Source organism: Paraburkholderia silviterrae, assembly GCF_004353915.1.
Taxonomy (GTDB): Bacteria; Pseudomonadota; Gammaproteobacteria; order Burkholderiales; family Burkholderiaceae; genus Paraburkholderia; species Paraburkholderia silviterrae.
This window is the reverse complement of the sequence record NZ_SMRP01000001.1, coordinates 112,796-124,397: the sequence shown is the minus strand read 5'-3', so window position 1 is coordinate 124,397 and position 11,602 is coordinate 112,796. Positions and strand designations below refer to the sequence as shown.

General features: G+C 65.1%; 10 protein-coding genes. 1 reads left to right on the top strand and 9 read right to left on the bottom strand.

Annotated elements, in window-relative coordinates; all coding sequences use genetic code 11:
- Positions 1 to 5: 5 nt before the first annotated feature.
- Positions 6 to 2,468, bottom strand: coding sequence for a TonB-dependent receptor (locus EYW47_RS00670; RefSeq protein WP_240763476.1), 2,463 nt, complete (start codon positions 2,466 to 2,468; stop codon positions 6 to 8).
- Between the two features lie 227 nt (positions 2,469 to 2,695).
- Positions 2,696 to 3,061, bottom strand: a complete 366-nt coding sequence (locus EYW47_RS00665) for a DUF2946 domain-containing protein (protein ID WP_133192967.1) — start codon at positions 3,059 to 3,061, stop codon at positions 2,696 to 2,698.
- Between the two features lie 211 nt (positions 3,062 to 3,272).
- Here EYW47_RS00665 and EYW47_RS00660 point away from each other — a divergent pair, with 211 nt between their 5' ends.
- A complete protein-coding gene (locus EYW47_RS00660) occupies positions 3,273 to 3,638 on the top strand; it encodes a hypothetical protein (protein ID WP_133192966.1) in 366 nt (121 codons plus the stop codon).
- A gap of 159 nt (positions 3,639 to 3,797) precedes the next feature.
- On the opposite strand, the gene EYW47_RS00655 is transcribed toward EYW47_RS00660, so the two are convergent.
- The 7 genes from EYW47_RS00655 to EYW47_RS00630 form a co-directional block, all read right to left on the bottom strand.
- Positions 3,798 to 7,235, bottom strand: a complete 3,438-nt coding sequence (locus EYW47_RS00655; protein ID WP_165976464.1) for a hybrid sensor histidine kinase/response regulator — start codon at positions 7,233 to 7,235, stop codon at positions 3,798 to 3,800.
- 165 nt (positions 7,236 to 7,400) lie between these two features.
- Complete coding sequence (locus EYW47_RS00650; protein WP_240763475.1) at positions 7,401 to 8,291, bottom strand: tyrosine-type recombinase/integrase; 891 nt, start codon at positions 8,289 to 8,291, stop codon at positions 7,401 to 7,403.
- A gap of 17 nt (positions 8,292 to 8,308) precedes the next feature.
- Positions 8,309 to 8,632: a helix-turn-helix domain-containing protein gene (locus EYW47_RS41565; protein WP_240763474.1), complete on the bottom strand. Its 324-nt coding sequence runs from the start codon at positions 8,630 to 8,632 to the stop codon at positions 8,309 to 8,311.
- Positions 8,629 to 9,732, bottom strand: coding sequence for a DUF5131 family protein (locus EYW47_RS40690; protein WP_165976463.1), 1,104 nt, complete (start codon positions 9,730 to 9,732; stop codon positions 8,629 to 8,631). The genes EYW47_RS41565 and EYW47_RS40690 overlap by 4 nt, the downstream gene beginning before the upstream one ends.
- A 2-nt stretch (positions 9,733 to 9,734) precedes the next feature.
- Positions 9,735 to 10,214 carry a hypothetical protein gene (locus EYW47_RS00640; protein ID WP_133192963.1) on the bottom strand — a complete coding sequence of 160 codons (480 nt, stop codon included), beginning with the start codon at positions 10,212 to 10,214 and terminating at the stop codon, positions 9,735 to 9,737.
- On the bottom strand, positions 10,211 to 10,483 hold the full coding sequence (locus tag EYW47_RS00635; protein ID WP_133192962.1) for a DUF4031 domain-containing protein: 273 nt from the start codon (positions 10,481 to 10,483) through the stop codon (positions 10,211 to 10,213). The genes EYW47_RS00640 and EYW47_RS00635 overlap by 4 nt, the downstream gene beginning before the upstream one ends.
- Before the next feature lie 150 nt (positions 10,484 to 10,633).
- Complete coding sequence (locus EYW47_RS00630) at positions 10,634 to 11,599, bottom strand: hypothetical protein (protein WP_133192961.1); 966 nt, start codon at positions 11,597 to 11,599, stop codon at positions 10,634 to 10,636.
- Between the last annotated feature and the right edge of the window lie 3 nt (positions 11,600 to 11,602).

Sequence of the window (11,602 nt, the reverse complement as noted above, 5' to 3'; positions counted from 1 at the left end):
CGGGTTCATAGGCCGAGCTTCGCTTCGACGTAGTACGTGCGGCCCGGATAGGGGTGGTAGACGAAGTAGCGCGCGTCGAACAGGTTGTCGATGCCCACGCCAATCTCGCTCTTCTTCGTGGGCCGGAACGTGTACTTGATGTCGGCGACCGTGTACGTGCTCGTGCCGCCGAACACGTTCGGGTTGGTGTCGGTGTTGGTGAGCGTGTTGTACTGGCGCCCCGAATAGCGGGCCGCGAGCGTGAGCGCGCTGCGCGCGTCGAAGCGGTACGTTGCGACGAGATTCGCGCGCCACAGCGGAATCCGGTAGAAGTACTTGCCGACGCTCGCGGGATTCTGCGCATTGGCCAGAATCTTCGACTGCGTATACGCCACGTTTGCCGCCAGATCGAGGCCGCGCAACATCACGTCCTGCCCCTGGTAGCTCGTCTCCACGCCGCGCGAGCGCACCTTGCCGATGTTCTGGAAGTTCGTCACGCTGGGAATGACCGTGGTGTCGGTCTGGTTGAAGATCGTATTCTTTACGTCATCCTGAAAGAGTGTGAAGCGCCATAGCCCGTTCCAGTGCGCCCATTCGGCACTGAGCTCCTTCGAAACATCGTCTTCGGGGCGCAGGTTCGGATTGTTGTTCACGATCGACGAGCCGTTCACCTGGCCCTGGAACAGTTCGCTCACGGTGGGGAAGCGATACGCGCGCGCGATGGAGGCGCGCAGCGTGAGGTCGTCGGTGAGGTCGAACGACAGCGAGGCCTTCGGCGAGAGGTGATGGTCGCTGGCGTTCGCATAGGGCACGCTCGAAGCGCCGAGTGCCTGGTAGCCGTCGTAGGCGCGCCAGGCTTCGTAGCGCACGCCGTAGACGAGCTTCCAGCGCGGCAGGAAGCGCCACGCGTCCTGTGCGTAGATCGCCTGCGTCTCGGTCTTGCCCGCGAACGCGTTGGCGAAGCTGCCCGCGCCGCCGTCACGCCAGGCGAGCGTGCGCCAGGTCTGGTTGTCGACGAAATAGTTGTCGTAGTGGTAGCCGAAGCTGAGCCAGTGCGCGCCGAGGCCCGCTTCGGGCCGCTCGGGCGTCCATGTCGTCCTCAGGTCGAGCGTCTTCCAGCCGGTGCCGTCGCCAAGCGTCATCGTGCCGGGTCCGTCGCCGGGGCCGCCGGACCCGGCGGTGCGCGCGACGCTGTTGCTCACGTCGTAGTACGAAGCAATCGCCTCGGCGTTCCAGCCGCTCGCCTGATGCGTGCGCAGCGTGACGCCATAGCGCCAGTTTTCGCTCCAGCCGCGGCTGGGCGCGAGCGCGGCGGCGGGGATCGTGTACTCGTAGCCCCCCATCGACACCTTGCCGCTGTAGACCGGGTTGCCGCTGGCATCGTAGAGGAACGTCGAGGTCTGGCTGTCGTAGGTCTGGTGCCAGTAGCCGAGCGTCACGCCGCCTTGCACGGTGGGCGTGAAATCGTATTGCATGCGCAACTTGAACTGGTCCTGAACCGTGTGCTCGATGCCTTCGCCGTTCACGCCCAGAACCGCCGTAGGCGCGTTGGTCTGATTGTTGTAGAAGTACGCGCCGTGTACGGGAATGTCACCGGGCTTCGCGGGCGTGCCCGACTGGGCGAGCGTCGCGAACTGTAGCGGCTGGCTCGTATTCTCGAGGTGATTGACACCGAGCAGGTACGAGAACTTGCCGATCGCATCGCCTATCGAGGCGCTCATTTCGCTGCCGTTGAAATTCTGGTTCACGCCGTAGAGGCTGAAGTGCTGCGTGAACGCCTTCACATCCGCGTTGGCTTCGAAGTGCCTGGGCATGCGCGTCGTGATCAGCACCGTGGCGCCCAGCGAGTTGCCCGCATAGAGCGCCGAATACGGTCCGTAGATCACGTCCACCTGCTGGATCTGGTCGGGAAACACCATCGACCAGCGCGGCGGAAAGGAGTAGCTGTTGCCGAGCAGATTCGAGAGCAGCAGGCCATCGGCGTAGACGAGACCGCGCGCGCTTTGCGTGTTGCTCGTGCCGCGCACGGCGATGATCGAATTGAGGTCGCCGACGAAGCGCTTGCGCACCGCCAGATTCGGCATGTACTTGAGCACGTCCTCCGTGTTGACCACGTTCCAGTTTTCGAACGTCTCGGGCGTGACGGTCTCGACCGTGGCGGGCAGGTTCGGATCGACGGCGGGCGTGACGGCGCCGCCCGTGCCGCCGCTCGATGCGCTCACGGTGACGGTGGGCAGCGTGGCGTCGGCCGCAAAGGATGCAACCGGTGTGAGAGCGGCAAACGGCGCGAGCAGGGACAGCGGCACAAGGCCGAGACTTGCACGCACGCGCGGGCGCAATGGTGGCTTCAAAGGTTGCTTGAAGGGCGACGTGAAGGGCGACGTGAAGGGCGACGTGAATGACGACTTGAAGGGCGACTTGAAGCGCGTGCGAGGGCACGCATGCAGGTGCGAGCAAATGCGCGCGCCGCGCGGGGCGGGCGTGGACATGATGAGGTTTCCCGAAGGCGATGAACGTGCGGCCGCACGTGAGCGCCGCGCTTGCCGCCGCGAGCGGGATAGCGCGTGCTACAGCGCGCGTTTCGGGGCGCACGCGGCAACGGGCATTGCCGAGGCTATCGACAAAGCCGGCGCCTGCGCTCGATCATGGATTGGCGCGGGCAGGCTGGAGACGCGGGCGGGCGAGAGAAACGCGAACGTGCGGCCGATGACGGCGGTCAGGAAACGAACGGTGGCGCGCGCGGCCTGCCCGAGGGGAAGGCGCCGAACGGCGCGTGGCGGGTGGAGAGCGGCGCGACGCGATCGAGCGCGGCCACGAGTGCGCGCGAGGGCGCGGGCACAGGAACGCCCGGCATCGCGACGTGATGTTCGAGCAGGTGGCAGTAGCCGCAAGCGCCGAATGCATCGTCGTGCGAAAGATGCGGCGCGGTGGAGGCCGGCTGAATCGCCGAGCAGAGCGCCGCGTCGGGCACGTGCGCCTGATGCGCGGCAACCAGCTGACTCGCGAGCGGCGCAAGCACGATGAGCCACATGGCGACGAGGCCAAGCCATGCGGTCAACAGGGAGTGCTTGCGTGATTTCATGTCGGAGTGAGCGAAAAGCGCGGCGCAGTCTACCATGATGCGCACGAGTCGAGGAGGCGGGCCGGCATGCTGAAGACGGCCATAAGCCTTGCCGTATTGGGTGCGGGAACGTGCGCGAGGGTGCGCAAACCGGATTGCGCCGGCCTTTTCGAAAGCGTTCTATGGCGAGCGCAGGCACGGCGAGCGACTATTGTTGCTATCTGCAACGATTATGGCGCCGCTGGTTTCGCGGCAAACGATCATGCCCGTCTTTTTATTACGCCAGGCGCCCAGCCTGAGATGGATGGCCCGCACTGCCGAGCCCTGTGGCGTTCGCGCGCTGCGCCATGGCGGCGCGGCGCAGGACCCTAAGCCGACCGCCCGCGAAAGCGGTGTGCGGGCGACCTTTTGCGGTATCGAATTACCCGACGGGTACGCATTGCGGCTCGAAGCGCGCACTCATGCGACGCCGCACAATCCGGTCGGCTGCCCCCTCGAGGGCAGCGCGCTGCGTCTGTGGTGCATCCGCAGCCAGCAGGGTGAGTGCCCCGAGCAGGCGCCTGCGGCTACCCCCGCATTTCTTCAGAAGCTCACTTGAGCCAGGCTCGCGGCGGGCTTGTGCCGCGCGTGTAGCGGCCGCGCTCCGCGTGGGCCAAATCGGGCCGCGTCAAGCCGCATCGAGCCGACTCAAGCCCCATCGAGCCCCATCGAGCCCCATCGAGCCCCATCGAGCCCCATCGAGCCCCATCGAGCAGACTCAAGCCGAATCGCGCGTCGCGGCCTGCTCGCGCAATGCCTCCAGTTCAGCCGCCACCGCCTCCGAGAGCTCGCCCGCTTCATCGGTCCATCTGCCGGCCTCGCGCAGCGTCGCGCGCAGTTCCAGACAGGCCTCGTTGAGCATCGAAGGCCCGAGCACGGCGAGGCCGCCCGAGACGCGATGCGCCCAGTCGCTCAGGCGCTGGAAATCGCGCGCGGACGCGATCTGCGCGTAGTCGGCGATATCGTGGTCGGCTTGCTCGACGAATAGCGGCACCATCGCGGGAGATAACGCGGGAAAGCGCGGCACGCCGTCGCCGCCATCGTCGTCGGGCTGGCCCATTTCGGGCTGACCCATCTGGGGCTGGCCTATTCCGGGCTGGCTCGTCTGGGGACGACTACCGGCGTGAGCGGCGAGGGGTTGTGCCGTCGCCGGCGCTGCGACAGCGGCCTGCGCCGCGTCGCGCAGATTGGCCGCCACGTCGGCGAGCACGCGTGCGAGCTCCGCGAGCGGCACGGGCTTGCTCAAATAGTCGGTGAAGCCGGACTGGCGGCCCTGCGCGATCTGTTCGGGCAGGGCATTGCCGCTCACCGCGTAGACCGGCAGCGCTGCCTGCTTCGCGCGCGCGGCGTGCAGCAGCTCGTAGCCGTTCATCTTTGGCATGTTGAGGTCGGTGAGCACGACGTCGACGTGCGCGTCGTCGAGCCGGGCGAGCGCTTCTTCGCCATCCTTCGCTTCGGTTACGTTCGCGCCGAGCGTGCGCAATTGATCGCGCAGCAAGCTGCGATTGAGCAGGTTGTCTTCCGCGATCAGCACGTTCAGCCGCCGGAAATCGCTGCCTTGCAGCGCTTGCGCCTCGGCGGAAGCGGCGCGAGAGCCAACGCCATGCCCAACGCCAGACAGCATGGCGGCGGGCGCGTTCGCCGCCGCGCCGGGCCGCTCGCGCAGCATCTGCGTGGCGGTGCGAATGCCCGCGAGGCTGTAGAGGCTCACTTCCACGCTGCCGTCCGCGCGCGAGAGCGGCACGAGCGGCCCATCCTGGCGCAGCCACACGACGTTGGCCGTGCTGCCCCACAGGCGCTCGACTTCCTCGGCCGAATGCTCGCCCGTCGCCAGCAGATAATCCCAAGTGCCTTCGCGCGGCGGTGGTTCGTTTGCGTTCAGCCAGGTCGGCGTGCTGACCTTGGGGTCAAAGAGATTCGTCAGCCATTCGTGGTTCTCGGGCGCGCGGCACAGCATGGCCGGATGCACGTCGGGCAGGGTCCACTCCTCGCCCGCGGTGAGCGTGCCGTCCGTGCGCAGCGGCAGGGTCACGATGACGCGCGTGCCCACGCCCAGCGTGCTCTCCACCTCGCAGCGCCCGTGCATGAGTTTTGCGAGGCGCCCGCAAATCGACAGGCCGAGGCCGGTGCCGCGCGCCTCGGTGAGCCGGTGTTCGTCGCCTTGCGTGAACGGCTGGAACAGCCGCGCCTTGAGCGAATCCGCCATGCCCACGCCCGAGTCGGCCACGCTGATTTCGAGCGCCTCGTCGCGCCAGTGCGCACGCAGCACGATCTTGCCGGAGTGCGTGAACTTGAACGCGTTGCTCAAGAGGTTGTTGACGATCTGAGCGAGCCGCACGGGGTCGAAATAAAGCCGCGCGGGAATGGCGCGGTCCATCACGAGGTAGAACGGCAACTGCGCTCGCGCGGCGAGCGGCGCATGGGCGAGCGCGATGCGCACAAGCAGCACGGCAATCGATTCGGGCTCCTCAGAAAGTGTCATCGCGCCGACGTCGATCTTCGAGAAGTCGAGCACGTCGCTCACGATCTGCAGCAGCTCCGAGGAGGAAACCTGCATGGCCTGGACGCGCGCTTGCTGCTCGGGCGCAAGCGGCCCGCGCGCCACCAGCTCGATGTTGCCCACGAGCGAGGCGAGCGGCGTGCGGATCTCGTGGCTCATCGCCGCGAAGAAGCTCACCTTGCTGCGCGCGGCTTCATCGCTCGTGCGCTTCGCTTCGCGCAACAGGCGCTCGGCCTCGTAGTGCTTCGACATGTCGGCGAAAGCGCAGAACATGACGTCCTCGCGGTTCATGGATGCGGGGGCGTAGGTGATTTCCAGATGCACGCTTTCGCCGTCCTCGCGCACGAGCGAGAAAGGCAGGACGTGGATTGGGGTCTCCGCGTCCGTCGAGGGCGAATCGGGCATGTGCTTCTCGAACTCCACGCACAGCGCGCCGGGCAGCCGGGTGGCGTGAGTGTCGAGACCGAGCACATTGCGCACGATCTGGTTCGCGATCACGATTTCGAAGTCGCGCTGGCGCACGATGCACAAGCCGACCGGCGTCGCTTGCACGAGCAGGTGATTGAGCAATTCGCCTTCGAGCGCACGGGTGGCTTCGGCATACGTGCGCTCGAGCACATGCCGGTTCCAGTAGCGTGCGAGCGCCACGAGCAGCGCCACGAGCGCCGCCGTCATCAGCAGGATGACGGCGAGCGGTGTGCGGATCAGCGCGAATTGCGCGTCCCAGGGCAGCGCGAGCGTGTAATGGCCGAACTGATATTCGAGCGGCTGCTCGCGCAGCACCCAGCCGAAGCGCGGCAGCAAATGAAAGCGCTCGACCGGCCGCGCCGCGACCACGCGATCGACGTATTGCGCGGCGGGCGCGGACAAGGTGCCGGCCAGCATCGTGCCGTCGCCGTCGAACAAGGTCGGCTCGATGTCCGGCGAGCTCGTGGCTCGCGCGTGCGGCAGCGCGGCCAGGTCGACGCTCGTGATCACGAGCGCATAAGGTTTGTCGTCCTTAAGAACGGTCGCCGCCGCCAGCACGAGCTGGGGAGAAAAACCAAGCCCGGCCGGCGGGCGGAACCAGGTCACATCGCGCCAGCGGCCCGAGCCCAGCGGGTCGATGCCGCGCGCGCTCATGCGCAGGAGCGCGGCGTCCACCAGCATGCGCGCGTCATCCGCGCCCTCGCGCAACGGCTCGTGCCTGGCGCTGTGCGGGTCGGGCGCGAGTTGATATTGCCATGCGGCGCTGCCGTCGAGCAGCACGAAGAGCATGGGCGCGTTCAGGCTGATGTCCGAAGCGCGCTGTGCCGCGCGCTCGCAAAGCGCGCGCAGCTCGGGCGCGCCCGCGAGGCCCGCGAAGGCCGGCGCGCAGCGTTGCTGTGCCGCGGGAGCAGGCGGCGGCGTGAAGGTGCCTTCCTCCTGCAGCGAGAAGAGCAGCCGCAGGCTAGACAGGAAGTTATAGCGCCGCGAAACGAACTCGTTCGTTTGCGCCGTGATCGTGCGCAGCTGCGCGGCCTGGCTCGAGAGCGAGGCCGCGCCTATGCTGAACGCCGCCACGCACGCGGCAACGAGCCCCGCGAAGGCGAGCAGCGCGATCAGCATGGCGAAAACGCGCCGCTCGCGCTTCAGGTTGCGCTCGAGCGCCTTGAGCGCGCCGAGGGGCGAAGCCATCGAGGCGATGCGCCGTTCCATTATGCGAACCCGTGTTCACTCGCGTAGCGGATCAGATCTCCGTTAGCCTTCATCTGCCAGCCTCTCTCAAGCCCTTACCCGGTGAGGATTCTAGCGATTTTCAAGAAAAGTCGCGCCGGGTTTGTGCCCAAAGCGTGCCGTGACTTAGCTCACTGCCACGAGCTTCGGTGGTTCGTGCATCAAAACTGCGCTAGCATGCTGCGCAAGGTGGTCAGGGGCAAGGTGCGCATATTTCAGGACCATCTCAAATGTCGCCCATCCGCCCAACTCCTTGAGCACCTGCAACGGCGTGCCTCCCTGCACGTGCCAGCTAGCCCAGGTATGGCGGACATCATGGAACCGGAAATTCTTGATGCCCGCCTTCCTGCATGCCACCTTCCACCAGTACGCGTCCCATCGATCGAGCGGCTCGCCCGCGCTCACGAACACATACTCATCGCTCTTGCCGATCTGCCGCCGCAGGATCGTGAGCGCCTCCTCGTTAAGCGGCACGCCGATAGGCTTGCGTGCCTTGGCCTGATCCGGGTGAATCCAGGCCCGCTTCGCGACGAGATCAACCTGCGCCCATTCCAGCTTCAGAATGTTGGCCTGCCGCAGCCCCGTCGCGAAGCCGAACGCCGTGCAGTCCCGCATGCAGTCGTCACCCAAGGCGCGCAGCAGGCGTTTCGCCTCGTCTCGCGTAATCCAGCGTATGCGGATCGCTGGCTCCTCGAGCTCGGGCAGCGCGGGCGCTTTCTCGATCCAATCCCACTTGTCCGCGGCATCGTAAAGCATCGCGCGAATCGTCGAGAGATACCGGTTGCGAGTGCCTGCCGTCAGCGGGGCCTTGCGGCCCTTGCGAACGGCATCTACCGGTAGGGCGGCCATGATCTCGGCCCGGGTAAGCGACGCCAGGTCGCGCCCCGAGAAAATCCCGCAGAAGTACTCCAGTTGGGCGGCCATGCTCGTGATCGTGGTCTTGCCCATCCTTTCCTTGAGAAACCTTGCCGCGCCCTCCTCGAAGCAGTGGCGCGGCTTCTCGCCCAGCTTCGCCACACGCCATGCCTCGTGCTTCAGCTTGTCGTGCAGTTCTTGCGCTTCCTTCCTGTCACTTGTTCCAGTACTTTGTCGAACTCGGCCGCCGCCTGGCGCGCGGAAATCAATGTGCCAAACGTCGGAGCCTTTGCGCTTACGGATTGACATTTTTCACTCCTTGGTTCCGTCCGCGCCGGTCGGTCGGGATTGTACTCCGTCGCACCTTTCAATTTGTCTGGCCAAATGCGCCACTGTCCTCCCACCTTGAAGAATCCCATCTCCTCCTTGTGGGTGTAGAGGGTGGAGTAGCAGACGCCGAGCAGCGCGGCGGCTTCCTTCAGGCTGAGCGCCTTCTCGGTCATCGCGCCTCCGGGAATTCATCGTGCGTGCGGCCGTCGAGATGGCGGCCAGCCGTGCGCTTGCCGACGCGATAGACGGTTGGTTCATCGTCATAGTGCATGCCGGCCGAGCCGCTCGGTGTCAGCGTGCTGAACATCCACTTATCGATGAACCAGTGCGCGACATGCTCGGTGCGCTTCATCGGGCCGCCGCAGTTCTCACCGGGCGCCCACTCGCCCCATTGCTTGAACAGGTAGGCGATTTCATGCTCGCCAGCGAAGTCGCGCGCGTCACGATGCCAGTCCGGATGTGACGGCCGCGCCTTAGGCCCGCTCTCGCCGCCGCTGATCAACTGCTTCAGGAATTCCCAACCGGTCCAGTCCACCGGGCCGAGCGCGGGCTCGTAGCTCACGAACGTGTTCCAGCCATCCGCCGCGATGCGCGCCATGTGCGGGCGCCTCAGGTCAGCTTGTTCCTGATCCTCTGCCGTGCACCCGATGAAGACGTTCGGCAGCGGCCAGCAGCGGCCATGCTCAATGCCATCCGAAAGCACTCCGGCGGCGACGCGGTTGTGCGCCCAGCGATAGGCAGCACCAGCAACCAAATTGAGGAAGCGCGAGCTCGACAGCAGGTCTGCCATCCGCTCAGTGCGCTTCGTGAGGACCATGAAGGTATGCGGCCCGCTGAGCATGTTGGGCCACTTGACGGGCACCTTCTTGCCGTCTGAAGCGGTCCAGTAACCGTCGATCGTGTAGCCGTCCTGCTCACGATGGAATGGTCCCTCGGCACCTGCGACCGCCATCACGCCGAACATCTCGGCGATCTGCTCGGCCGACAGCTTCTCGTGCGCGACGTCGCCCATGCTGGTCAGGAACCAACGCGCCGCCTTCTTGACCGTCAACGGCTTCACGAGGTCGGCCTCGCTGAAGTTGACCTTGCCCGTCCACTTGCCCTTGCCGCCGGCGCGCACCGCGACGCCGCGGTACTTCTCCATGCCCATCGCGTCGAGGCGCGCGGCCATCAGCGCGGCGTAGCAGTTCGCGCACGCGGGACTCACCGCATCGCAGCCGACTACCGGCGTCCACGTATGATCTGTCCACTCGATCTTGCTGTTCTCGCTCATCATCATTCCTTCTGCGCAAGTACCGCATCGATACGGTCCAGCAAGTCACGCGGCGCCGACAGGACGTGGTAGTTGTTCACGAGATGCGGCCGTGCCTTGTTCGCGTTATAGCGCTTGAGAGCCGCGACGTCGCGTAGCAGCGAAGTACATTGCGCGGCCGTTATGCAGGCTTCCCTCGCCAGCTTGGCCTGCGCCGCGTTGTCTTCCATCATGGCGGCGAGGTCTCGCGCTTGCTGGTCAATCAGGTCAAGCAGCATGCGCACGCGCTTCGGCCCAACGGCCTCCAGGTATGCGGCCACGCCCGGCGCGAACATCAGGTCGGGATGGTTGTCCGTGCGCTGCACGCAAGGCTCTATCGCCGGACATCCGCGCTCGAAATAGACGCGTCGCCAGCTATTGCTCGTCCAGATCTCGAAGTCGACGTCAGGGAGCGCGTCCACGAGCTCGCGCAGCCTCCAGAACATTCCATTGTGCGTCGTCATGCTGGCTCCTGTAGGGCGGCCCGTTTCCTCTTGATGAATTCGGCCAGCCCGTGTCTATCGATCTCGACGGCACCGAGCTTCACCGCGCGCACGCGCATCGCCTGGCACACATCGTAGTGGGAATGCGGCGTGCCGGGCTTCTGGTGCCACTTGCGTGCGACGCCTATTTTTGCGGCCATCTCGTGCAACTCGTCGTCGCTATCGGCAACCATGTGGCACATCAACATGCGGCCATATTTGGCGCGCATCTGGTCGACATAGACCGTCACGACCCCCTCCTTGCTTCTCGAATCCAGACAGACGCGACGAGTGCAATCAGCGAGACGCTGCCGCCGATAATCCAATATTCATGATCGCCAAGCCATTCGAAGATGGGGAGAAGAACTATGAGGGCTACGAGGGGCATGGCTAGAGGTCCTTTAGGGATTGCACAACTGAACATTAAGAAACCAAGGCTTTTCCTTGTCCCACCAGACGGCAGTGATCAAAACTCCGGTTTCGCCATGCAGCTGAACACTTGGGATGCTGATAGAGCCTTTTGTCGTGTCTTCATTCCTCAGCGTCGCCCCGGATTGTGGTGCTGCCTCGCACTCCTTGGCCGTGATGGGCAATAGATCTAGCGCAGCATCTTCGCTCACGCGCTGGTCGGTGACATGAGCGGCGAGCAACGCGCGTCGCGCACCATCGAGGTCAAAGCCGGTCCAGTCGCTCGGGCTCCCCATGTCGCGGAAAATGAAATCGGACAGCGCCTCCATCTGCTCATCCGTCAGTCCGGCTTGCGGTACTGCTGACGCCCGCACGATGTCAGTCCAGAACGCCTTCCCGTCTGCGATGCGTTGAGCCTCTTTCTCAGGCGTCACGTCGTATTCGTATTGACGGATGGCCGCGCCGATTACCGTAGACCACTTCACGCCGACGCCGAAGCGCGTGTTGCCGACCTTGGCGCGTTTGTCGAGGCGCGGCTCATCGCTATGGTCTGCTTCATCGGGCAACAAGCCGAACTGAACAGCGAGCCGCTTCACCACGCTCTTGTCGATCACGGTTCCGTCTGCTAGATGGGTCGGTGCTGGCGCAGCAGGGGCGACGGGAGCGGCGTAGATGATACGTGTATCGAAGCTTTCCGGTTGCTTGCTCATCTGCGCGTGCGCATACTCGCTACAGTCAAGCCATTTTGCGGCGTCCCGATCTTTTGCCTGATAGATCGGCGCTTGCGCTGCATCGGAAGGGAGAGCGGCGGGTGCGGCGGCAACCATCGCGCGAAACACCGCATTGGCAGTCCAGATTCGGTTGATAGCCGTCGCGTCCATGCGGACCGCTAGAGCACCGGCGGTCTGCATCTCGTCATCCGGCTCGATCGGCACAAGTTTCAGTTCTTTCGCATCCATGGT